This is a genomic window from uncultured Mobiluncus sp. (assembly GCF_947254095.1).
GTDB lineage: Bacteria > Actinomycetota > Actinomycetes > Actinomycetales > Actinomycetaceae > Mobiluncus.
This window is the reverse complement of record NZ_CAMYBV010000017.1, coordinates 1-23808: the sequence shown is the minus strand read 5'-3', so window position 1 is coordinate 23808 and position 23808 is coordinate 1. Positions and strand designations below refer to the sequence as shown.

Here is a 23808-nt window from a genome sequence, read left to right as displayed (position 1 = left end):
CTAGGCTGGTTCAGAGGTATGGGACAAGGCTCAGCGGAACTGTATCGTGGGCAGAGGCTCGCCGTCATGAGGGCGGAGCGGACGGACATTGTCGGGTATGACTTCGGTACCGGTGCCTTGGTCAGTCACGATTTCGAGGAGCATGGAGTGAGCTAGGCGTCCGTCGATGATTGTCGCGCGGGACACACCGCCCTGCACGGCGTCGAGACAGGCCTGCATTTTGGGTACCATTCCAGATTTAATGGTTGGTAGCATGCGTGCCAATTCGCCAGCGGTCAAGAACCTGATGAGGGATGCCGGGTTGTCAATGTCCCGATAAAGTCCCTCGACATCAGTGAGGATAATGAGCTTGCGTGCCTTTAAGCCGATAGCTAGGGCCGCCGCGACCGCGTCGGCGTTGACATTCAGCACGATGTTGGGGTCGTCAACGGAAGGCGCGATGGAGGAAATGACCGGAATGTTGCCGCGCTCCAGCAGATCCACGACTGCGCGGGGATGAACATTGACGATGTCCCCGACCAGTCCCAGGTCGCTGCCCGGTTCGCATTGGCGTTTCCGCGCTCCAAACAGGCCGGCGTCCTCACCGGTGAGACCAATTGCCAGAGATTCTTCCACGTTCAGCAAGCCCACGAGCTCACGCTGAACCTTGCCGGTGAGAACCATGCGCACGACTTCCATAACTTCCGGGGTCGTCACCCGGTAGCCGTTGATGAAAGGCGCCTCCAAGCCCAGACGGTCCAGCATTTCGGTAATCTGCGGGCCACCGCCGTGTACCACGACTGTGCGCAAACCGACCTGGTGCAGGAACTGAATATCGGCGGCGAATGCGCGACGCAAATCCTCGTTGACCATCGCGTTGCCACCATATTTGATGACGACAGTAGCGCCGCGGTAGCTGCGTAGCCACGGCATGGCCTCCAGCAGCACTTCGGTCTTCTGTATCGGCGTGATCATCGCATTCCTTCCATCTTTTTGGTCCTGTAGCGCGTTCCGAGCTGGGGATTTTCCCCGCTAGGTTTGTTTACGTGGTGTAATCCCCGTTGATATGCACGTATTCGTGGGTCAAGTCACTGGTCCACAGGTGGGCCTCTTCCTGACCGGCGTGCAGCTCGACCAGGATGTGGCATTCTCGCGGACTCATATCAGCCAGGTAGGGATCCTCACCTATCCCCCCGTCTTTACAAACTTTTACGCCGTTAATGGAAACATCGACATGAGCCGGGTCGAACGGCAGGACGTCTTCCGGCACCGTGCCCAGCTGGGACAGGATACGCCCCCAGTTCGGGTCATTGCCGTACACGGCGGTTTTCACCAGGTTGGACCGCGAAATCGTTCGGGCGGCCTCGAGAGCACCCGCTTCGCTGGCAGCCCCGGTCACCCGAATTTCAATATCGTGATGAGCTCCCTCGGCGTCTCCCAACAGCTGCAGGGCTAGGCTTTTGCAGACTTGCAAAAGGCCGGCGGCGAACTCGTCCGGGTCAGGCTCGACCCCGGATGCGCCGGATGCCAGCAGCAACACGGTGTCGTTGGTGGACATACAGCCGTCCGAGTCGAGGCGGTTGAACGTTTTCTCAACTGTGTCGGACAGCATCGTCTGTAGGGTGGCACCGTCCCAAACCGCGTCGGTGGTGATGACCACAATCATGGTCGCCAAGGCAGGGGCCAGCATTCCGGCGCCTTTCGCCATACCGCCGATTTTCCAACCGGAAGGACTTTCGTGGGTGGCCGTTTTCGACTTCGTATCGGTAGTGAGGATAGCTTCGGCCGCCTCGTCGCCCCCGTCCGCACGCAGTTTGGCGGCGACTGTATCAATGCCGGCGGTCATTTTCGGCATATCTAAAGCGCGTCCGATGATTCCGGTGGAGCACACCAGACATTCGTTTTCAGCCACGCCCAGGACCTGACCCAGATGCGCTGCCATCGCAGCGGTGTCCCGATCCCCCTGTGCACCGGTGCAGGCGTTGGCTACTGCCGAGTTGATGACCACGGCTTGGGCCTGGCCACCCGCAACGACTTTCCGGTCCCAGCCCACCGGAGCGGCAAAAACACGATTGGAAGTAAAAACTCCCGCCACGGTAGAGTCTGGGCCCAGATTCCTCACGATGGCCATATCCGGATGCAGCTTGCCGCGCAGCCCCACATGGGCACCGGCGGCTTTGAAGCCACGGGGATAAGTAACGCTCACTTCCTACCTCCTGCATAAAACTGTTTCCAAAACAGTTTTTATAAATATAAGCTATCCTGTATAAATTTACAAAAATGGTTACGGTGCGGTTGATACCACCGGAACCCCGGTCAACTCCGGGAAGCCCAAGGCCAAGTTCATGCCCTGAATGGCTCCCGCCGCGGTGCCCTTGCCCAAGTTATCGATAGCGCATTGCGCCACAACTTTACCGGCGCGTTTGTCCACCGCCACTTGAATCGCCGCTTTGGCGCAGCCGCTCACCATCGACACGGTGGGCCAGACGCCCTCGGAAAGGAATTCCAATAGGGGTTCGTCGTCGCAAACTTCGTGATAGACACGGCGTAGTTCGCTCGCGTCGCCAGACCCGACTAAGGGCGCGGTAACGGTGGCGAGAATGCCGCGATTCATGGGAACCAGTACGGGAGTGAAGCTGAGCTTGACTTCGCTGGCGCCGGCGACTCGGAAATTCTGAGCGATTTCGGGGATATGCCGGTGTACGCCGGCCATGGCATAGCCTTGGGCATTGCCGAATGCCGCCACGGCCATCAAGTGGGATTTCATGGCTTTGCCAGCCCCGGAATAACCCACCGCGAGGTTCGCCACAATGTCAGACGTATCCACCAGTCCTGCCCACACCGCCGGCAGTAGCGCCAAAGTTACCGCGGTCACGTTGCACCCCGGTACCGCAATCTCCGCAGCCTGTCGCAATGCGGCGCGCTGTGCCTGTGCCACACTTTCATTGGGGTGCAACAGCTCCGGCAGCGAATACGCCCAAGGTTCTTCGGGTTCTGAATGGTAGTAGTCACGCCACGCGGCCGGGTCGGTCAAACGATGATCCGCCCCGCAATCAATGAGTAGGGACTTCACCCCGGCATCGCGCAAAGCGCGCGTCACCTGGCCCGACGCGCCGTGCGGCAGCCCCAGGAAAATGACATCGTGGCCCGCCAGATTCTCAACATCTGTAGGCTGCAGCACTCGTTGTGCCAGGGGGAACAGGTGGGGATGGTGCTTTCCCAACGGCTCGCCTGCCGAGGACGCCGCCGTCAAGGCTCCGATTTCCACCTGGGGATGGTTCAACAGTAATCGCAGCAGCTCGCCGCCGGCGAAACCAGAAGCTCCCGCGACTGCGACTTTGACTTTTTTACCTGAAACCTCTGTCATAGCAACAACTATACATGCTTATTCATAGAGTTGCATATTTATGCTAAAAGGTTCGGGGATTGGCGTGAAATAACCGAAAAACCGCCCCAACGGGCTAGTGCCCGGCCAGTTGCGCACCCAAAGATTCCAGCCGATAGTGCCGCCAGGGTTCCCCGCGTTGCTGAAAAGCGTCTGCCTCGTAGCGAAACAAGATTCCGTTGCCTTCGTGGTGCAACACATAGGGCAAACCCTGGGCGTTGCGCCTATCTGAGATAACCGCCACGTGTTCTTTCCACACCACGATGTCTCCGGGTTGCCAAGACGCCACGTCCGTTGTGTCGGTGGTGAGGCTCTGGGCGTGACGGTCGAAATAGACGATGAGATTGCGCACGCGCCGATAATCAATGTCAGGATAGGGAGTCTCACCCTCCGGAGCCGCGGCAGCGTAAGCCTGCGGGTCAGCCCGCCGATCCGCATCAACCAGTTCGCGCAAGTCCATTCCTGCCGCTTTGGCGGCGTACCACACCACATCGGTGCACACCCCGGTGCCGTCATTTGGTACCCCGCCGGGATAAACTTTGGAACCGTCATATTTCGGCGCGGTAGCAAGGTAAGCCACGGCACCCGCCAGCATCTGTTCCCCTACCGGCCCCGGATGATTCAGGTTCTGGCCGGTCCAAGCGTTATCCAGGCGCCACGAACCTTTCGCGTTCCAGCTCGACAACAGGAACGCGGCACCGCCCACCAGCGCTAGGGCCAAAACCAGAATCGCTCCGATGAGGAAGTGCTTGCGACCTCGTGAACTCTGGTTAACCACGCTTACTCCTTAGTTGCGCCGCCAACCGCGTCAGTAGCGGCTGATTGACCCGAGACGTCTAGCGCAGGGTTGCCTGGCAGGTTTTCTCGACTTTCTTGATGATGCGGTTGCGAGTTTCCTTGATCTCCTGAGGACTCAGCGTATGGTCAACGGCACGCAACCGCAGCGCAAACGCCAGGGATTTCCGGCCCTCCCCCAGTTGCTCCGCATTCTCAAACACGTCGAACAGGCGCAATTCCTCAACCAGCCCTTCCCCGGCCTTCGCAATCGCGTTATAGACCTTCAGCGCTGGAACGTCTTGGTTCACGACGAACGCCAAGTCTTCCTTGGCGGCCGGGAACGTAGAGACGGGACGCAGTTGGAACGCATCCTTGGGGCGGGACTTTTCAATCGCGTCCAAATCCAGTTCAAATGCACAAGTCCGGGGCGGCAGACCGAAGTTCTGGCACACCTTGGGGTGCAGTTCGCCAGCGTAGCCCAGCGCCTTCCCGCCGGTGAGCGCACCTACGCGAATTTGCGCGACCCGTCCAGGGTGGAAAGGCGCGGCGACCGTGGCTTGTCCCCCGGCGCCCATGGCTTCGGGACGCACCGCCAAACCTTGCGAAACCGCCACGCGAATCGCCAGCTCGATAGCGTCCGCCCAATCCCAGGCACGCGCCGCGTCGTGAGGGCTAGCTTCGATGGCGTTTCCTGCCAGCACCGCCGCCACGTGCCAGGGCTGCTTCGGCACTCCTGCCCGCAGGGCCTGCATGACTTCGTTGCTGGGCTTTTCCTCCACGCCGGGAATCGACGCCGGAATGACTCCGTGCGCGCTGACGACCTGGTCCAGCTCAAAAATCGCTACTCGCGGATTGCCGCGGGACACATTTCGCGAAGCCGTGTTCAGCAGGGTATCCAGCAGGGAACTGCGCAGTGCCGGGGCATCATCAGCCAGCGGATTGGCCAGCTTGACGGTGTCTCGCCGCGGGTCATCGGCCGGCAGCCCCATCAAATCGTGTTCATTGCCCAAGAAGGGGTAAGTCATGACTTCGGTCAAGCCCGCTTCGGCCAAAGTGTCGCTGACCTCCCGACGGGTTCGCAGCGGCGCCGGGTTGCCAATCTTGGCGGGTCCGACCGGCACCACAGAAGGAATCTTGTCGTAGCCGTCCAGTCGGGCAATTTCTTCTATAAGATGGGCGGGGCCGCCAGCTAGGTCGGGACGCCACGAGGGGGGCACGACCGCGAACGCATCATCACCGGACTTGGTGACGTCACAGCCGATGGCACGCAAGAGTTCCTCCACCCGCTGGGGCGCGTAGTTCACCCCGATGAGTTGAGTTGCGGCCGCAAAAGGCAAAGTCACGGTTGGTTGGGGCTTGACGTGGTTGACGTCAGTAACTCCCGTGTCAATGGTGCCGCCGCCGTATTCCACCAGTAGCTCGGCCGCGTACTGGGCCGCCACCGGCGGAAGTTCGGGGTCGGAACCGCGCTCGAAACGCTTTGAAGCCTCCGAGGGTAGCTTGTGACGGCGCGCCGAACGAGCCACGGACACCGCGTCGAAATGCGCCGCTTCCAGCAGGACGTTCGTGGAGACTTCGGTCATCTCCGTTTCCGCGCCACCCATCACTCCAGCGATGCCAAGTACACGCGCGCCGTGACCGCCCTGGCAATCAGTAATCAGCAAATCTTCGGCGTGCAAAGTTCGCTGAACCTCATCCAAAGTGGTGTGCTGTTCGCCTTGGCGGGCTCGGCGCACCACGATGGGTCCGGTCACTTTGTCCAGGTCATAAGCGTGCATGGGCTGGCCCAGGTCCAACATGACGTAGTTCGTCACATCAACTGGCAAGGAAATGGAACGCATCCCCGCTGATTCCAGCCGCGCCACCATCCACTGCGGCGTAGGCGCGCTCGGATTCAGTCCGCGCACTATCCGCGCCACAAACCGGTCGCACCCCACATGACCGCGAATCGGGGCCGCGTCCTCGATTTCGACCGGGAAGCCGGAATCATTGGCTGCGGGCAAGCCGTTTTTCAGGTTTTCAGCCAAGCCCCAGTCGGTAAACTTTGCGCCCGTGGAGTGGCTGTATTCACGGCCCACTCCGCGCATCGAGAAACAGTAGCCGCGGTCAGGGGTGATGTTGATTTCCAACAGTTCCTGGTTCAATCCCAAGATGGGCAGCATATCGGTTCCGGGGGCGGGAATTTCCACGCCGCGCTCGCCCAGGTATTCCTCCAAAACGATGATGCCATCGAATTCCTCGCCTAATCCCAGCTCACGAGCTGAACAAATCATGCCGTCCGAAATATGTCCGTAAGTTTTCCGGGTGGCGATGGAGAAATCGCCGGGCAGTACGGCTCCTGGCAGAGAGACCACCACGTGATCGCCCTCCTTGAAATTGTGCGCCCCACATATAATGCTGCGGCTGGGAATGTCGGAGGGCTCCTTGCCGGTACCGGGCGCATCGTTGAATTCCTCACCCACGTCTACCCGGCAGTAGTTGACGGTTTTACCGTTGGAGGCCGTTTCGGGAACCATCGAGGCCACCCGGCCGCACACCAGCGGACCCGTCACCCCTGAAGTGTGGATGGCTTCCTCTTCCAGACCGACCTTTACCAGGTCTTTTGCGAGTTGAGACGCGCTGGTTTCCGCGGGAACTTCCGTCCACCGCCGCAACCACTCAATCGAAACAAAAGCCATTTTTAGCGCCCCTTTCCATTCACGCCGAACTGATCTGAGAACCTCACGTCGCCTTCTACGATGTCGTGCATATCCTCTATGCCGTGGCGCAGCATCAGCGTGCGCTCAATGCCCATTCCGAAAGCAAACCCTTGATAAACCTCTGTGTCGACCCCGCAGGCACGCAGCACATTCGGATTGACCATGCCGCAACCGCCCCACTCAATCCAGCCGGGGCCACCTTTCTTTTGCGGGAACCACAGGTCGACCTCCGCGGAAGGCTCGGTGAAGGGGAAGAAAGACGGTCTGAAACGGGTTTTTGCCTCCGGGCCGAACATGGCGCGGGCAAAGTGATCCAGAGTCCCCTTCAAATCCGCCATCGTCAGACCCTTATCCACCGCCAAGCCCTCCACCTGGTTAAACACCGGAGAGTGAGTGGGGTCCAGTTCATCAGCGCGAAAGACTTTGCCGGGAATAGCCACGTAAATCGGCAACTCGCGGGTCGTCAACAGACGCGCCTGTACCGGGGAGGTGTGCGTGCGCAGCACCAGGTTGGCGGGGTTTTCCGCGCTGCCACCCACGGAAGTGGAATCGACATAGAGAGTGTCTTGCATCTGCCGTGCCGGGTGATCGGCATCGAAGTTCAACGCATCAAAGTTGAACCACTCGTGTTCCACCTGGGGGCCGGCCGCAATGTCCCACCCCAGAGACACGAAAAAGTCCGCGACTTCCTCTTCCAGCACCATCAGCGGGTGGCGCGATCCCAGCGGGTGACGCGAGGACAACACGCTCACGTCCACGGTTTCCGCCTCCAAAGCTGCCTCTTGCGCGGCCTCCTGCAGTTCAATCTGTTTGGCGTCCAGAGCCGCCCGGACCCGCCCTTGGGCAGCCCCCAAGTTCCGACCGGCAGTGGCTTTGTCCTGAGGATCGAGCTTTCCGATAAGTTTCTTTGCTAGGGTCAAAGGCGCTTTGTCGCCGTTGTAACGGGAACGCACTGCTTTCAGCGACTCCACATCGGCTGCCGCCGCGATGTCCTGTAAAGCCGCGGTGACTTCCCGTTCCAAACCCTCTGTATCCAGCGGACTCAACACGTTTTCACTCATTTTTCCTCGATTTCCTTGACTCCTAGCCAGCTCAAAACCCCTTCAACTTTAGTCGAAATGCCAGTCCGCCCGGTAATCAAGGTTTTTCAATGCCGCCATTGATTCCTCGCCACTCTGGGGGCGGACGAATAAATTGTGCGCTGGAAAGGAAAAAACCGGCGAAAAGATATAAAAAGGGCGCCTGGTGAGATAAATTATTTACTGTTTTTCCAGAATTTTTTTAGTCAAGGATACCAAAGTGAAAAAAGCCAAAACCGCAATGGAAACGCAACACTTACAGGCAGAGATTGAGCGCCTCCGCGCTGAGTTAACCGAGCTTCAGGCTGAGAAAGAATCTCAAGAAACCGCTCTCAGTGAACTGAGCCAAAAACAGGCCTTCACCCAGAGTACTCATGACCCTCTGGCACGATGCTTCGGATCGGCGGAAAACGTCCGCGATTCCCTGGGCAAGATTGTGTCCGAATTGGACGCGGATTCCGCCGATACCGCGGAAACCCGTCGAATCGTAGCGGAATCAACCCGCGATTTGCACGACATGGCCGACGGTGCTGGGGACATTTCGAAAAAGCTGCAGGATATGGGCGGGAACATGGAGGCCTTGTCCAAGGCTTCCGAGTCGATTCATAACTTTGTGCAGCAAATCGAAGGTATCGCTTCGCAAACAAATTTGCTGGCTCTGAACGCCACCATTGAAGCGGCACGCGCAGGTGAGGCTGGCCGTGGTTTCGCCGTGGTGGCAGGGGAAGTGCGCACTCTGGCAGAACGGACCGCCAGTGCCACACAGGAAATTGGCGCCTTGGTTACTTCCATCACCGAGGGCACCGCCAGCGCCCTGGAAAACATCACGGAGGCTATTGACGAATCCAAAGAATTCGAAGAAAAATCCAGTCAGACGGCAAATGCGGTGGGAGACAAAGTTTCCTCGATGGCCGACTCGATTGCGCATGTGACTACGGATTCTTTTGTTTCAGTGGTGAAACTCGACCACTTCATCTTTAAGTTGGGGATTTATCGTCAAATTACGGGGATTTCCGAGCCGAACCCGGAGGGGATTTCCTCCTCGCACACCTGCCGCCTGGGCAAGTGGTACTACGAGGGTCGCGGTCACCTCGATTACGCGGGACAGCCCTGTTTCCAGCAGCTGGAGGGTGTTCACGAAGCTACCCACGTTTCTGGTAAGGCCGCGGTCGAGGCCTTTTTGGCAGGCGACAGCGAACTGATGAAACAGCATCTAGGGACTATGGAAGACAACTCCGCCCAGGTCGGCGCCCTGCTCGACCAGTTGATGGATAGCTAGGGCGACAGTTAGTGGTTTCGCAATTACTCCCAGATTAAGCTAGGTTCGAGCTCATGACCCTACCCCCTGCTCGTGAAAACCGAAAAGTCAGGTCTGTTCTGCGTACTTGGCTGCCCAATCAGCATGGGGCTTGGTTCATCGTCACCGTTCCGGCGCTATTCGGGGCTACGCTGGGCGGATGGGCGTGGCAGCATGCGCTGCTGCTCTCCGCGTGGATGATTGGTTTCTTCTTTGTATTTTCGGCGCTACGTCTCATTAAGAATCCTCGGAAGAAGTCCTTACGATACCCCGTTTTGATTTACGGGATTCTGGTTGGGGTGCTGGGAATAGGAGCTCTGGCGGCGCTGCCGCTACTCTGCTGTTGGATTCCGGCTTTCGCTATCCTCATCGGGATTTGGGCTGGTGAAGTGCGCCGCGGGCGGGAACGCGGTCTGGGGGCGCGTCTGACGATTATCCTCGCGGCGGGGCTGATGACCATAGTTGCCTATCACTGCGGCTTGATGGCCACGGCTTTACGGATGGGTCAGGACGCGATGTACGGGGTTCACGAGGCGTCCGCTCTGGGCGGACACGCTTTGTCCACTGTTTTACGGGGTTGGCCAGCTGCAATCGCGATAGCAGTGCAGCTCACAGCCTATTACGCAGCTTCAGTTCCCTACGTCAAGACGATTTTTCGGCAGCGTGGCAACCAGCGTTTCCTGGTCATTTCGATAGTTTCGCACGCCCTAGGTTTTGCCGCTGCGCTGTATTTTGCCTCCCTGTCTTGGGTATCTCCTCTGGTAGCAGTCGCATGGCTGGTGACATTAGCTCGTTCGATTTGGTTCCCCTGGCAGGCACGCCGGCGCGGCAAGCCCTGGCGACCGCGAGTCATCGGGCTGACCGAAGTGGCAATCTCAGTATTGATTTTTGTGGCAGCGGCGCTGTAAAAGTTGCCGAAGTCTGACGTGGTGGTAAATCCCCGCGTTTCGGGTGGTAAATCCCCGCGCAACACCGAGTTTTCCGCACCATTCTAACGAATTTGCGATTTAATCCGCTCTATGAGACCGGGATCCCCGGCAACAACCGTGATGGCTTGCGGAACGACCTGAAAGACCCAGTGCCGCGCCGCCGCTTCGGGGTCGCCGTCCATCTCCCACACCGCCGGCTTATGCAACAGAACTTCGAAGCTCTTGCCGCTGAAATATTCCAGCGTGCTGCGCCGCCCCAGCCTCAAAACTACGTTCTTAACCACGCGCCACCAGCCGCCTACCCCCTGCGGAGCCCCAATCAGCAAATCTAGGGAACCGTCAAAGGGAGTGGCGTCGGGAAACAGCTGGATTCCACCGGTCAGTTCAGAGGTGTTGCCGACCATGAAAATAATCACGTTGCGCTTCAGAACCTGCTTGCCGTCAATGCGGAACCGACACCGATGCACCGAGTTGTTGACCTGCTTGAAAAAGGACATGACGTAGGCCACGGGACCGACCACCTTTTTCAGCCCCTCATCCACGTGATGCATGACTTCGGCATCTATCCCAATCCCTGCCATACCCGTGAAATACCAAGGTTTGCGGGAAGTCTCGTTATGCACCTTCACGATGTCCATCGAGACTTTTTGCCCCGTGAACGCCAGTTCCATGGCGGCTTTCATATCCAAAGGCACGTTGAGGTTTCGCGCCAATAGGTTCGTGGTCCCCGCCGGCAATACCGCCACCGGAATCTCGCTGTGACGCATCTCGGTGCTGACCACACGCACGGTGCCGTCCCCACCCGCGGCAATGACCAGGTCGGGTTGTAGCTTTCGAGCCTGTGCGGCCATCGCGAAACCGGGGTCATCAACGCTGGTGGTGAGGTATTCCACGGTGAAATCGTGCTGTTGGGCCGCCGCATTCAAACCGGCTGTAAACTCGTCTTCGTCCCCGACTTTCGCGGGGTTATAAATGACTATCGCTTTTTTCAACTTCGGCTCCTCATCTGGAACTTCTCGCCAGCTCAGGCATCATCACGCGAGAACGAATTGTGCATATTGAGGCTGGCGTCAAACAGGACCTTATCCAGCAGGTCGTCCGTTTCCCGCTTCAACAGGTCAGCAATCTCGGCATTAGCGGCCTCCAGCAGTTCGTAAACGCGGGAATCTTCCATGTTATTCGCCGCGTCCTCACCCAGCTCAACCACCGCCCGGTCAGTACGCGCCACAATCTGCAAAGCCTCCGCCACGACCTTTTGCTGATAACGCTCCACGTGCGGAATCGTCTGATGATAGTGGGCGTCCACCAGGGCGGCAATAATCCGATTGGCCCAATAGTGGTGTTCGGTGGTGACCCGCTGAGTCGTCGCCTCCAAATACTCCGGGGTGTGCCGCACGTTGGCATAGAACGGCACCAGGGCGTTGAACGGCATTGCCCCGTAGGCTATCCAGTTCAATCCGGTGGTGGTGGCGGGTTTTTCCGGGCGAATCTGGAGGGCAGCCACGAAATTCGTGCGGTTAATCCCAATCGGGCGATACATACCGCGCTGGTCAGCGCCGCCTATCCGAGCTTGTTCCGCCCTCGCGTAAGGATTAAACGGGGTGCCTTGATAGTGGTAAGACTGGGTGTATTTCACGTCCTCCATAGTGATCAGGCGTTCTGGAATCAGGCACCAATCCAAGTCGTCTGAATCCGGGCGGGAATCCCCGTGGAAACCAAACCGAGACACGTCCGTGGGGTTGAGGAACCGCTGCAATGCCCACACTCGCGGTGTGTTGTAGGTGTGGTCCGAATCCGTTCGTGACCCGAAAGCCAGGCGAGGATTGAAACGCTGGGCCGGCTGGCCGTCAGTTTGCGCGGTATCCAGGTGGTTGTCGGCCACGAATTCCCGTAAATCGGGCGAGCACAGATAATCGCGTCCCTCCCCCAGGGCATCGTCAAAATCGAAGTCGTCCAAACTGAACTGGTTAGCGATGACGGCATAGCATTCCTCCGGCAGGCGACGCGCCAACCAGTGATGCCCCCCTACCGTCTCGAGCCACCAGACGTCGTCGTTATCGGCGAAACCGATGCCGTTCATTTCACAAGTACCGTACTGTTGCAGCAGCTCCCCCAAACGCAGCACGCCTTCACGAGCCGTCTTAATGTAGGGCAGCACCAACACCACCATGTCTTCTTCACCGATACCGCCGGGCTGCTCCGGCACGAAACCGTCCTGACCCTCCTCGCCTTGGGCTTCACGCAGCTCAACCAGCGGGTCGGCGCCCAGCACGCGCTCGTTCGAGGTCAGCGTCTCGGTGGCGGTCATCGAGACGCGAGCCGAGTTGATTCCCGCGCCTGCCCACAGGCCTTTGTGGGTGTCAGCGTCGGGGAAACGGGTGTAGCGCAAACCGGTTTCCGGCAGGGGGATTTCAACATGGGACAGGACCGAACGGTAGGTTTTTGGCAAATCCTCGGGCGCGATGACCTCAAATCGTTTCGCTTCAAAAGACCCATGTCCCGAGTCGTCGGTCCGGGCCATAATCGTCGACCCGTCCGCCGAAGCCTTTTTCCCAACCAAAATCGTCGTGCAACCCATGTGTTTTCGCCTTTCTCATATTTGCTGGTGACTGTACCCAGTCTGTCAATATCTTAAAACGTTTAGGCATCTGATGCTGAGGGAAAGTCTATCTGAGGAACTATTGCCAGCGGCAAAGTCATAGGATGTATAGGAACAGACTCAAGGAGTGACTATGCACAAAGACAATCCAGACATTGGCCCCAAACCCGGAAAGCCGTTTCGTGTCCAGCACGTCCAGCAGTACTTTGCTGCCGGGCGGCCGCTGACGATGCTGACCGCCTACGATGCGATTACCGCGCGGATTATTGATTCGGCCGGGATTGACATGATTTTGGTCGGGGATTCGTATGGGACCACTATGTTGGGAATGTCCTCCACTGTCGGGGTGACCTTAGACGATATGGTTCGCGCCACCTCCGCGGTCGCGGCAGGAGCTTCACGAGCGTTAATCGTGGGAGATATGCCTTTTGGGTCTTACGAGTCCAGTCCCGCCCAAGCCGTGGATACTGCGGTAGCGCTGGTGCGCGCCGGAGCTGCCGCGGTGAAACTGGAGGGGGGACGTCGCATCCTGCCCCAGGTCAAAGCCATCGTGGATGCCGGCATCAACGTGATGGGACATCTCGGTTTCACCCCACAATCTGAAAACCACTTGGGCGGCAAACGTATGCAGGGGCGCGCAGATGCTGCTCCGGCCTTGGTTGCGGACGCGCTGGCCTTGCAAGAGGCAGGGGTGTTCTCGATTGTGTTTGAGATGGTTCCCGCCGCGACCACTCGCGCCGCCATTGACCAGCTCAATGTTCCCATCATCGGTATCGGCGCTGGCCCGGACGCTGCCGGGCAGGTCCTGGTGTGGACTGACATGGCGGGAATGCAAGACTGGAAGCCCTCATTTGCCCAGGTGTTCGGTCAAGTGGGGGCGGAACTGCAGCACGCTGCCCAAAGCTACCGTGAGGCCGTGGTGAACCGGACTTTCCCCGCCCCGGAAAACTATCATGAAAACTAGGCCGTCCCCGAGAGGCGACCTCCGAACTTTTGAATCGAAAGAATGACTACCGTGTTACACAAGAAAACTCGAACTGACGAACTAGCCCGCCGCGCGCCCTTGGGAAACCTGAAACCGGGACGCATTTCCGCCACCTTGCCGGTCCCCTCCCACATTGACCGCCCGGAATACATGTTCCATGACGGCCCGGAACGAGTCACGGCCTCCGATATTAAGAGCGAGGAAACGATTGAAAAAATCCGCCAAGCCGGACGTATCGCGGCCGATGCCATCGTGGAAACCGCCAAGTACATCGCTCCCGGCGTGACTACCGATACTTTGGACCGCGTGGCGCACGAGTTTATTTGTGATCACGGCGCCTACCCGTCTTGCCTGGGCTATATGGGATTTCGCAAATCTATCTGCACGTCGGTCAATGAATGCATCTGCCACGGAATCCCGGACGACCGGCCGCTGGAGGAAGGCGACATCATCAACCTGGACATCACCGCTTACAAGGACGGGGTTCACGGCGATACGTGTGCCATGTTCCCGGTCGGGACGATTGACCCCGAATCCCAGCAGCTCATTGACTGCACCAAAGAAGCCATGATGCGCGCCATTAAGGTCTGCAAACCGGGACGTTCCATCAACGTTATCGGGCGGATTATCGAGTCCTATGCCAGCCGTTTTGAATACGGAGTGGTGCAGGATTTCACGGGCCACGGTGTCGGCGAGGCTTTTCACAGCGGGCTGGTTATTCCGCACTACGACTCCCCCCGCTATGACACAGTTATGGAAGAAGGCATGGTTTTCACCATTGAACCGATGCTGACCATGGGTTCAATTGCTTGGGAACAGTGGCGGGACGGCTGGACCGTGGTGACCCGCGACCGGGGACGCACCGCCCAGTTTGAACACACCCTCGTGGTGCGCGAGGACGGCGGAGAGATTCTCACCTGGCCCAGCAACCACCAGGATTGAGAATTTTTCTTTTGTGCTGTCCAAGGTCACTGGCGAGTACGTGATTTTTTACCGGTACCAAGCTGAGATTTGGTGAAATCACGGCCTCTACCCTAGAGTAATTGCCAAGTTCATCCCCACGCGAAAGGGACTTTTTGTGGCAACTGGATTTGGGATTGATGTTGGCGGCTCCGGTATTAAAGGCGCTTATGTAGATTTGGAAACTGGCGATTTCATCGGTGATCGTCTGAGAATTAAAACTCCCGCACATTCGACCCCCCAGGCCGTGGCGGAAGTGTGCCGTAAAATCATTGAGGAAAAGGGCGTTCCCGAAGACATGCCGCTGGGGATGACGATTCCGGCTCCGGTTAAGAATGATTTGGTTCCGTTTATGGCTAACCTTGACCAGGAATGGGCTGGGGTTGATGTCCGCGTCCTGATGCGCAAGTACACCGGTCACATGGTCAAGTGTGTGAATGACGCTGATGCTGCAGGTTACGCAGAAGTTCGTTACGGAGCGGCCCGCGATGTGCCCGGCCTGGTCATCGTCACCACTTTGGGCACCGGGATTGGCACTGCGCTCATTTATAACGGGATTCTGGTTCCTAACAGCGAACTGGGTCACATCGAGATTGACGGCAAAGACGCGGAGAGACGCGCTTCTTCCGGGGTAAAGTCAGCCAAGAAACTGTCCTTTAAGCAGTGGTCCAAGCGCCTGCAAAAATACTATTCGCAGCTGGAGATGCTGTTCAGCCCTGATTTGTTCGTGGTTGGCGGCGGCGTGTCCCGCCAGCATGACAAGTTCCTGCCCCTGCTGGACCTGAAAACCCCGATTATCCCCGCTCAGCTACGTAACCAGGCTGGCATTGCAGGGGCTGCTGCACTGGCCGCTGGGGTGTAAACCGAGCTAACTGCTGTTTCGCTCCGGGGTGCTGCGGCACCCCGGAGCGTTTTGCATTCGGCATTGCCGTAGAACCCGGAACTGCCATAGCCCAGAGAGGCTACCGCCCCCGCTTGTGCCCCCGCAGTTGCGAACCGGCTGATTTGAGCGAAAAAGCCGGGCATAAGCCGGATTCTGTAACGCGCTTTGTTGCCGCCGCGCGCCGGTAGCCATTTCTCTGGAAGGCCGGTTACCCGACCTCTCTAGCAGCCTACCCGCAGGCTTTGAACGGGCCGCCCAGCCTGCTGCTTGGCCTTGCTCCGGGTGGGGTTTACCCTGCCACGACTGTCACCAGCCGCGCGGTGAGCTCTTACCTCGCCTTTTCACCCTTACCTCACCGTGCACAAGCCCGGTGGGGCGGTTTCGCTTTCTGTGGCACTGTCCCGCGGGTCACCCCGGGTGGCCGTTAGCCATCACCCTGCCCTGTGGAGTCCGGACTTTCCTCGGGCTCATCGAATGACTCGCCCGCGACTACCTGCCCGGCTTTTCCGCCCGATTATTGTACTACTTACGCACCAAAATGACTTCGTGGTCCTCGCTGACGATGACATCATCGGGAGCCGCGATGTTTAAACGCGAGATTTCCGCCATCGAAAATTCCAAATCCATCCCGACCGACTGGTTCCCGCTGACCGCTACTACCCCGATTCCCCCGGTAGCCCGCTTGCAAGTTTCGTATTCCCGCAGCAAGTCGGCGGGTAGGATGGCTGCCAGTTCGTCTCGCTGGCTTTGCTGACCGGTCAGTTCCTGCTGCAGTTCGCCGGCAGCGCTGCCCGCTTCGGCTTGTGCTTCGTCGAACTCAACAGCCAGTTCCGCGCGGCGGTTTTCCACCTGCTTCACTTTTTCACTAGCGCGTTCCAGCGCATCCAACGCGTCCAGGGCACTGTCTTCCAGTTCGCCCTGACGCGTCGCCAACTGAGCGAGTTCGGCTTGAATACGTTCCATCTCTTTGGGGCTCAACTGACCTGAGTCCAAGCGTTCGCGTTGAGTTTTCGCCCGTTCTTGAACTTTGCTGACTTCCCCTTCGGCTTGCTTCAAAGCCCGGTTCAAGTCGTTGCGGGCAGAAGTCGCCAAAGCCAGCTTGGTACGCAGCTCGTCTTGCTCAGCTTTGATTTGTTCCAGACGCGCCGCGGCCGGAATGCTGGCCAGAGAGTGTTTCAAACCGGCAATCTTTCGATCCAGGACCTGCAGGTCCAAAAGTTTTTCTTGGTCTTCGGGCGCAGCTTTCATTGACTTCTTCCTTGCAGATTCTCGGGTTCTTTTTCTAAATCGTAGCTTGATTTCAGGTATTAGTTTATCGAACCGTAGCCGGCATCGTCCGGCTCAGTCTCATCGTTGGTAACGGTGGAGATATAGGCGTCCCAGGGTTCGGAAATGACCGTGCTGATTTTCGTTTCCAGGGGTTTGTCGATTTCACCGGCCCACAGGTTCAACGCGGTTTCTAAGCGGGGCAGCCACATCCATTCACTGGCCCAATGCGACGGCATGATGAGGGCGGGAGCCCCGTCCATCTCCAGGAAATCTAGCGCCGGGTGGTGACGCAAATCAGCTGTCACGAACACATCCGCGCCAGCGTCTAAGGCTGCGGGCAGCAGGGATTGACCCGACCCGCCACTGACCGCCACCGTCTTGACGACGCGGTCAAAGTCACCCGCTACCAGCAAACCTGCTGGTGAATCGGGCAATAGGTTCGCCAGTCGGCTGGCGACCTCCCCCACCGTGGTGGGCGTGACCGGGCCGACTCGTCCGATGCCCAAGGACGTGTCGGCGGGGGCGGGCTGCAGCGGCCGCCAGGTCTGCGGGTCGAGTCCCGCTGCTTGGGCCAAGGCTTCCGCCACCCCATCACGCGCCGAGTCCGCGTTGGTATGGGCGTTAAACAGGGCAGCCCCGCCACGAATCAGGCGATGTACCACCCGGCCTTTGGCAGTATCAGTAGACACGAAAGAAGTGCCACGCAGGAACAAGGGGTGGTGTGTAATGACCAGCTGCGCCCCCCACTCGAGGGCCTCGTCCACGACCAGCTCGACCGGATCCACCGCGAGCAAAATCCGCGTCACCGAGTCGCCCCGATCCCCGCAAATCAGCCCGACCCGGTCCCAATCTTCCTGCAGCTCGGGCGCAAAACGCGCGTCCATCCACTCACAAATTTCGCCTACGGTCAATCCGGTATTTTGCATACTCTCATCCTAGCGAACTTCGATTTGCTCCCGTTGGTAACCTAGAACTGTGGTCGATTATTCCCCGATGAAATTCCTGCAAGCAGCCGCTTTACGCCACCCTGGACGCACTTCGATGATTTGGATCGCCCAGGGAGTCAGCGCCGAGACCATCGCTGAACCCAGTTTTGCCCCGCCGACTTGGAACGTGGCCCAGACACTAGCGCGCGCCACCAAGCTGGCACTCCAGTTTCGGTCTTGGGGCGTTGCGCCCGGCGAGCGGGTGGTCGTGATTGGGAAAAACTCCCCGTGGCATCTGCTGACTTTCGTGGCCGCCGCGGCCATTCCGGCGGTTACAGTGCCGTTGGATCAAAACCTGCCAGCCCCGGAGTTGGCGAAAATCCTGGCCCATTGTGACCCGAAAATCATCATTTGCGACCCCGCCCAGCACGAAAAACTTGCGAACTGCGGCCCCACCGCGAACCCCCGCCCCCGCCTGGTGACGTACTCTGACCTGGAGGATTGCCTAGAGCCGAGCGACGACTCGACCCCACCCGTGACGTTAGCGCTCGCGGCCACCAAAATGCTGGACGACCTGCCCGAATGCGGGGACGATGTGCCCGGCGCGATTATCTATACCTCCGGCACCGCCGCTCACCCGAAAGGCACCCTGCTGACGTACAAAAATATGTGGTGGGGCTGCACGAATTTCCGCGAAGTGTTTGAGTATTCTCCGGCCACCGTCGAGGCGGTCACGGCTCCCCTGTCGCATATCGGCGGATTCAACGGCACGACGACGGACATTTTTTCCCACGGCGGCACGGTCGTCATTTTTGAGAAGTTCGATTCTGCCGCTGTCCTCGCCGCTATCGAGAAGTATCGGGTCGAGATGATGTTCGCGGTGCCGACTATGTACCGGATGCTGGTGCGCGAGGTCCGGCAGGCGGCACAATCCGGACGGTCGATGGACACCTCTCGGTTCACAAAAGCCCTGGTGGGCGGCGCGCCGTGGGATGAACAGCTGGCAGCTGACATGATTGGCTTGGGGTGGAACCCCATCAACATTTGGGGCATGACCGAGCAAAGCGCTTCGGGAGCCGCCCTGACCACGGACGTCATGGCGGGTCGCGAACTGGCGGTAGGCCGGGCATTTCCGCACATCGAGCTGCGTATCGTTGACGGAGCGGAAAAACCGGTCGAACCTGGGGTCATTGGCCAGCTGGAATGCCGCGGCCCCAGCGTGACGCGGGAATACTTCCGTAATCCGGAACTGAACGCCGCCCTCATTGACCCGCAAACGGGCTGGTTACGGACCGGGGATTTGGGATTTTTTGATGCTGACGGTTTCCTTCACCTGGTGGGACGCCTGACCGACACGATCAACTCCGGCGGGGAAAAGGTGTTCTCCCAGCGGGTCGCCGCGGTACTCTCGCGTCATCCGGGGGTGTCAGAAGCGCGGGTCGTCGGGGTTCCCGACCCGACTTGGGGTGAAATCGTGGCCGCGGTGGTGGTGCAAACCCCAGGCACCCCCGAAAACACGGAACCACTATGCTTGGAACAACTCCAAGACTTCGCCCGTCCTCACCTGACGAAAGCGGAACTCCCTCGAGCCTTGCGCCTCGTGAGCCGCATCCCGCTAAACTCGAACGGAAAACCCGACCGGCAAGGGCTTTTGGCACTGTTCCAATAACTCCCGAATCGCCCGTCCACACAGTCAGGCACGCGATTACCGCTGTTTTTCCCGTTCCACGACCGCTTCGGCTTCTTGACGAGCCGGCGGACGGTCCTGTTCCAGATGCGCAAACTGGGGCGGAATGAAACGCTCGTAGTGCCGCATCGCCTGCGCCCACAGCTTGCCAGCACGATACGAGGAACGCACCAGCGGCCCCGACATACACGCGGCGAACCCCATATCCAACGCCAGCTCCTTGAGCTGCACAAACTCTTCAGGCTTGACCCAGCGCGCCACCGGCAGGTACCGCTCAGAGGGGCGCAGGTATTGGGTCAGGGTTAAGATATCTACCCCCGCGTTCAGCATATCGCGCATCGTCACTTCGATTTCCTCGGGTTCTTCGCCCAGCCCCAGCATCAGGTTCGACTTCGTGATTAGCCCGAACTGTTTGGCTTGGGTGATGACGTCCAGGGAACGCGCGTAGGTGAATGCGGGACGCACCGTGTGCATCAGGCGCGCCACCGTTTCCAAGTTGTGGCCAAAGACTTGGGGAACGCTGGCAAAGACTTCCTCCAGGGCGGCGGATTTGCCTTGAAAATCATCGACCAGCAGTTCCACTCCGGTCTCGGGGCAGAGCGAGCGAATCTGGCGTACCGACTCGGCGTAAAGCCACGACGCCCCGTTTTCCAGGTCATCGCGAGACACCCCGGTGACCGTCACGTACTTCAGCCCCAGATGTTTGACCGTTTCGGCGAGGCGGCGCGGCTCGTCACGGTCGTAGCCCTCCGGCTTGCCCGAAGCCACATCACAAAACCCGCACCGGCGCGTACACACGGCCCCGCCAATGAGGAAAGTCGCCTCCCGGTCTTCCCAACATTCAAAAATGTTGGGGCATCCCGCTTCGGCGCAAACCGTGTGCAGCCCCGCCCCCTGCATGAGGGAACGCATTTCCTGATATTCCGGCCCGGCTTTTGCCACCACCCGCAGCCAGCGCGGATGGTCCTCACGAGGTTGGCGTGCGTTGGCCACTTCCAGGCGCAACGGTTTTCGGTGCTGCGCGGACTCCAGCGTGGACATAGTGGCTCTCTCTCAGTCGGTTTGGGGACATTCTTTCTTCATTTTACTCACGTTTCCCCTCCGGCCTCACCACCGTTCCCGCGACAGTACACACGCGACAAAACAATCCGGGAACCTCACCACGCGGCGAAGTTCCCGGAAAGTCTGTTGACCCGGTCGGGCTAGCGCGCTACGAACACCGGATTGTCGGCGAAAGCCTCGTCAGCAGCGGTGTTGGCGGCGATGTAACCAAAGACCAGCGCGGCCCCGATGGAGGTGCCTCCGGCCGTATAGGTGTGGCCGATGACCGACTTGGTCGTGTTGCCGGCCGCCATCAGACCGGGGATAACGCTGCCGTCCTCACGAGTGACGCGGGCTTTGGTGTCGATGACCAGACCGCCGGCCGTGCCGATGTCGCCGGGGTACACCTGGGTGGCATAGAACGGACCCTTCTCCAAGCGTCCCAGCGAGGGGTTCGGCTGATGGTAGCGGTTGGCATAGAACTTGTCGTGTTCGTTTTCGCCACGGTGGAAGTCCTCGTCGATGCCGCGGTCAGCGAAACCGTTGAACCGCTCAATCGTCTCGGCTAGGGCTGCTTGTGGCACGTCGATGGCTTCGGCCAGCTCATCCAGGGTGTCGCGGCGCACCAGGGCGCCCGATTCGTAATAGAGGTCGGGCAGTTCCACGCGGGGCATGTGACCGTAGGCAAAGAAGTATTTGTCACGGAACTGCTGATCGAAAATCAGCCATGCCGGCATGTTTTCAGCGTCGCCCTCGCCTTTCCCAAAGATGCCGCCGTACAGGCCTTGACCGGCCGCGCAATAGGGCAGGGCTTCGTTCATGAACCGCTTGCCCTTGCCGTTGACCATGAGGGTATGCGGCAGGGAACGGTCGGGAATGATGAAGCGTTCCTCGTCCTCAATCACGATGGGCTGGAACCCTTCGGTGCGCGGCAGCTTGATGACCGGCGACCAGATGGCGTCAGCCATGTTGTCGATGGCCGCGCCATGTTTCATGCCCAGTTCGATACCGTCGCCCGTGTTGCCTTCCACGCCTACGGTCCAGGTGCCGGTGATGGGGTGGCGCTGGTACTTTTGCCGCATCGCTTCGTTGCGTTCAAAGCCGCCACAAGCCAGGATGACGCCGTGGGTCGCGTTGATTTGGTACCGGGTGCCGTTGTGTTCCAGCACGACGCCGGTCACGCGCTCCTCCCCTTTGCCTTTCTTGCCCGCTTCGCCGCCCTCGGTGAGGAAGTCGACCAGGGCGTTTTGCAGTTTCACTTCCACTCCCTCACGCAGGACGGAGTACATAATGGCAGCGGTCAAGCCCGCGCCCATAGTGAGTGGGCGCTCGCCTTTGGCAAAGTGTTTCAGGTTGCGCCACAACAGTTTCATGCCTCGCACCCAGGGGCGCAGGTCGGTCATGGCCAGCAGCAAATCGGCCGAATCATAGGAGTTCATATCCACCGGAGACATCGGACGGAAGTACGCCTTGACGTGCGTTTTCTCCCACGGCCCCAGCAAGCGGGTATCGAAAGCGCCCGCTTCGACGCCGCGCCCGGTCTTGGCCGCGCCCGGGGCGTCCAGCCAATAGTCGGGGTAGCCTTCCATCCGCCTAAACTCCAGATAGGGGCACGAAGCGGTGAGGAAGTCCATGCACTTCTTGCCTTCCTCCAGGAAGGTGTCAATCATTTCATCGCTGGTGCAGTCCCCCACCGTTGCTTTCATGTACTGGCGGCCCAGGTCAGTGGAATCCGAGCCGCCGAGTCGGGCGAAAACATTGTTTCCGGGTACCCACACCATGCCGGCGGATTTGGAGGTCGAACCTCCCCACTGGTCGCTTTTTTCGACCATCAATACTTTCAGACCACGCCTCGCGGCGGTCAGAGAAGCGGACAGGCCGGCAGCTCCGGAACCAACGACGATGACGTCATAGGTATCTTTGCTGGGACGGCCAAAGGGTTTACGAGCTGAAGACTTCTTTGTGTTCATAAGCTAAATGCTAGACCACTTCGACGGCTCGCGTCAGGGTCTTCAGTCCCTAAATTTCTGAAAACGGAGCCAGCAGAGGGGTGAGTTTCTCCGTCAGCTGGCCCACCAGGACTTTTGCGGCGGTGTCGAAGTCCGTTTCGATACCCTCCTCAAACAGGGAGGTGACCCCGGCATCGTTGAGCCCGCAGGGAATAATGCCCGTGAAAGCGCGGTTGAAATCCGGGTGAATGTTGAGCGCCAGCCCGTGCAGGGTTGCGTTTTGTACGACTTTCAAGCCGATGGCGCACAGTTTGCGGTCGCGTCCCGTCCCCCGCTCGGCGGCGGTGCGCCCCGCGGCGTCACGGTAGCGCAGCCACACTCCCGCACGGCCCTTCACAATCTCAACGTCCAAGCCCCAAGTGCCGCGAACCGCGTCGATGACCGCGCCTTCCACCGCGCGAATGTAGGCAATCAGGTCCACCGGCTCGCGCAGCCTCACCACCGGATAGACCACCAGCTGACCCGGCCCGTGCCAGGTGAGCGACCCGGCCCGGTCGGTGCGAATGACCGGCAAGTCTTTGTTGATGAGGTCGCTGTCGTGGGTGTTGCGTCCGGCGGTATAGGTCGGTTCGAACTGTCCCAAGATGAGGGTGTGGTCAAGTTCCCCGTCCCGCACCTGTGCCCAGGTGTCGCGCTGAATCCGGTCCGCTTCCTGGTAAGACACCAGCCCTCTGGGCAGCAAATTTTCCACTCGCACGGGGTTTACTCTATCGCGTCGGTCGCGTTCGAGCGCGAATCGGACAATCTGGGCAGGGTTTTGCCCACAATCTGGCGGGGAATTACAAGCAAAAATGTTTGGAGAGGACACGGTAAACGATTAACGATAGTCCGCTTTCTCCTGATAACTCTGATGCCCAGAGTATCTGGGCTATCTACCATCAGGCAACGAAGCCTATCGAGATTATCTCGACCTACCAACCGTCCGCTCTCATCCAGAGTTATTTACAGTTGACGATGCCTATTAAATAAAATAGCTAGCCATTTTTTGTATGGTTTCTATCCAACGACCTAATGCGCGTTTTCGGGCGGCGCTGCCCCTCACGGGTTCGAGTCCCCAACCCCTTTAAACATTTTCGGACGGGATAAACCCGCCCGACAAAAAAGTGAACCCAAAGGGACTCAGTGATTTTGCTGCGCAAAATCACCACCCGCTCGAAATCTTCGATTTCTCCCGCCCGCGCCTGAAAACGCTCCCGCGTTTTCGGGCGGCGCTGCCCCTCACGGGTTCGAGTCCCCAACCCCTTTAAATATTTTCGGACGGGATAAACCCGCCCGACAAAAAAGTGAACCCAAAGGGACTCAGT

19 protein-coding genes and 1 other RNA gene are annotated in these 23808 nt (G+C 59.1%); 6 read left to right on the top strand and 14 right to left on the bottom strand.

The window, feature by feature from the left end; all coding sequences use genetic code 11:
* Positions 1-30 precede the first annotated feature (30 nt).
* The 6 genes from argB to pheS all read right to left on the bottom strand — a co-directional run bounded on the left by argB (position 31) and on the right by pheS (position 7901).
* A complete protein-coding gene (argB, locus tag Q0X47_RS06730) occupies positions 31-954 on the bottom strand; it encodes an acetylglutamate kinase (protein ID WP_297724148.1) in 924 nt (307 codons plus the stop codon).
* Positions 955-1021: 67 nt separating this feature from the next.
* Complete coding sequence (gene argJ, locus Q0X47_RS06725; protein WP_297724146.1) at positions 1022-2185, bottom strand: bifunctional glutamate N-acetyltransferase/amino-acid acetyltransferase ArgJ; 1164 nt, start codon at positions 2183-2185, stop codon at positions 1022-1024.
* Positions 2186-2263: 78 nt separating this feature from the next.
* On the bottom strand, positions 2264-3346 hold the full coding sequence (gene argC / locus Q0X47_RS06720; protein WP_297724144.1) for an N-acetyl-gamma-glutamyl-phosphate reductase: 1083 nt from the start codon (positions 3344-3346) through the stop codon (positions 2264-2266).
* A 94-nt stretch (positions 3347-3440) separates the two neighbouring features.
* Positions 3441-4142 (bottom strand): DUF1287 domain-containing protein, encoded by a 702-nt coding sequence (locus Q0X47_RS06715; RefSeq protein WP_297724142.1) that lies wholly within the window; start codon positions 4140-4142, stop codon positions 3441-3443.
* 58 nt (positions 4143-4200) lie between these two features.
* The gene (gene pheT / locus Q0X47_RS06710) at positions 4201-6819 is read right to left on the bottom strand and encodes a phenylalanine--tRNA ligase subunit beta (RefSeq protein WP_297724140.1); all 2619 of its coding nucleotides are present in this window, start codon (positions 6817-6819) and stop codon (positions 4201-4203) included.
* Between the two features lie 2 nt (positions 6820-6821).
* Complete coding sequence (gene pheS, locus Q0X47_RS06705; RefSeq protein WP_297724138.1) at positions 6822-7901, bottom strand: phenylalanine--tRNA ligase subunit alpha; 1080 nt, start codon at positions 7899-7901, stop codon at positions 6822-6824.
* A 238-nt stretch (positions 7902-8139) separates the two neighbouring features.
* Between pheS and Q0X47_RS06700 the strand changes: the two genes are divergently transcribed.
* Both Q0X47_RS06700 and Q0X47_RS06695 read left to right on the top strand, forming a co-directional pair.
* Positions 8140-9198 (top strand): methyl-accepting chemotaxis protein, encoded by a 1059-nt coding sequence (locus Q0X47_RS06700; protein ID WP_297724136.1) that lies wholly within the window; start codon positions 8140-8142, stop codon positions 9196-9198.
* Positions 9199-9251: 53 nt separating this feature from the next.
* Positions 9252-10124 carry a YwiC-like family protein gene (locus Q0X47_RS06695; RefSeq protein WP_297724134.1) on the top strand — a complete coding sequence of 291 codons (873 nt, stop codon included), beginning with the start codon at positions 9252-9254 and terminating at the stop codon, positions 10122-10124.
* Between the two features lie 83 nt (positions 10125-10207).
* On the opposite strand, the gene Q0X47_RS06690 is transcribed toward Q0X47_RS06695, so the two are convergent.
* On the bottom strand, positions 10208-11137 hold the full coding sequence (locus Q0X47_RS06690; protein ID WP_297724132.1) for a diacylglycerol kinase family protein: 930 nt from the start codon (positions 11135-11137) through the stop codon (positions 10208-10210).
* Between the two features lie 32 nt (positions 11138-11169).
* The gene (locus Q0X47_RS06685) at positions 11170-12723 is read right to left on the bottom strand and encodes a C69 family dipeptidase (RefSeq protein ID WP_297724130.1); all 1554 of its coding nucleotides are present in this window, start codon (positions 12721-12723) and stop codon (positions 11170-11172) included.
* A gap of 154 nt (positions 12724-12877) precedes the next feature.
* On the opposite strand from Q0X47_RS06685, the gene panB reads away from it, so the two are divergent.
* The 3 genes from panB to ppgK all read left to right on the top strand — a co-directional run bounded on the left by panB (position 12878) and on the right by ppgK (position 15551).
* Positions 12878-13708: a 3-methyl-2-oxobutanoate hydroxymethyltransferase gene (gene panB, locus Q0X47_RS06680; RefSeq protein ID WP_297724128.1), complete on the top strand. Its 831-nt coding sequence runs from the start codon at positions 12878-12880 to the stop codon at positions 13706-13708.
* 42 nt (positions 13709-13750) lie between these two features.
* On the top strand, positions 13751-14671 hold the full coding sequence (gene map, locus Q0X47_RS06675) for a type I methionyl aminopeptidase (protein ID WP_297724126.1): 921 nt from the start codon (positions 13751-13753) through the stop codon (positions 14669-14671).
* A 136-nt stretch (positions 14672-14807) separates the two neighbouring features.
* Positions 14808-15551, top strand: coding sequence for a polyphosphate--glucose phosphotransferase (gene ppgK, locus Q0X47_RS06670; RefSeq protein ID WP_297724125.1), 744 nt, complete (start codon positions 14808-14810; stop codon positions 15549-15551).
* A 148-nt stretch (positions 15552-15699) separates the two neighbouring features.
* Here ppgK and rnpB read toward each other — a convergent pair.
* The 3 genes from rnpB to Q0X47_RS06655 form a co-directional block, all read right to left on the bottom strand.
* Positions 15700-16077: RNase P RNA component class A (rnpB, locus tag Q0X47_RS06665), an RNA gene on the bottom strand.
* A 17-nt stretch (positions 16078-16094) separates the two neighbouring features.
* On the bottom strand, positions 16095-16820 hold the full coding sequence (locus Q0X47_RS06660) for a zinc ribbon domain-containing protein (protein WP_297724123.1): 726 nt from the start codon (positions 16818-16820) through the stop codon (positions 16095-16097).
* A 59-nt stretch (positions 16821-16879) separates the two neighbouring features.
* Positions 16880-17767, bottom strand: a complete 888-nt coding sequence (locus tag Q0X47_RS06655) for a Nif3-like dinuclear metal center hexameric protein (protein ID WP_297724121.1) — start codon at positions 17765-17767, stop codon at positions 16880-16882.
* A 49-nt stretch (positions 17768-17816) separates the two neighbouring features.
* Between Q0X47_RS06655 and Q0X47_RS06650 the strand changes: the two genes are divergently transcribed.
* A complete protein-coding gene (locus Q0X47_RS06650) occupies positions 17817-19436 on the top strand; it encodes a class I adenylate-forming enzyme family protein (protein WP_297724119.1) in 1620 nt (539 codons plus the stop codon).
* A gap of 36 nt (positions 19437-19472) precedes the next feature.
* Here the strand turns inward: Q0X47_RS06650 and lipA are convergent, their stop codons facing one another.
* The 3 genes from lipA to lipB form a co-directional block, all read right to left on the bottom strand.
* Entirely contained in the window at positions 19473-20495 is a 1023-nt protein-coding gene (gene lipA, locus Q0X47_RS06645) for a lipoyl synthase (protein WP_297724117.1), read from the bottom strand.
* Positions 20496-20656: 161 nt separating this feature from the next.
* Positions 20657-22465, bottom strand: a complete 1809-nt coding sequence (locus Q0X47_RS06640; protein ID WP_297724115.1) for an FAD-dependent oxidoreductase — start codon at positions 22463-22465, stop codon at positions 20657-20659.
* 49 nt (positions 22466-22514) lie between these two features.
* Positions 22515-23201 carry a lipoyl(octanoyl) transferase LipB gene (gene lipB / locus Q0X47_RS06635; RefSeq protein ID WP_297724113.1) on the bottom strand — a complete coding sequence of 229 codons (687 nt, stop codon included), beginning with the start codon at positions 23199-23201 and terminating at the stop codon, positions 22515-22517.
* Positions 23202-23808: the final 607 nt, after the last annotated feature.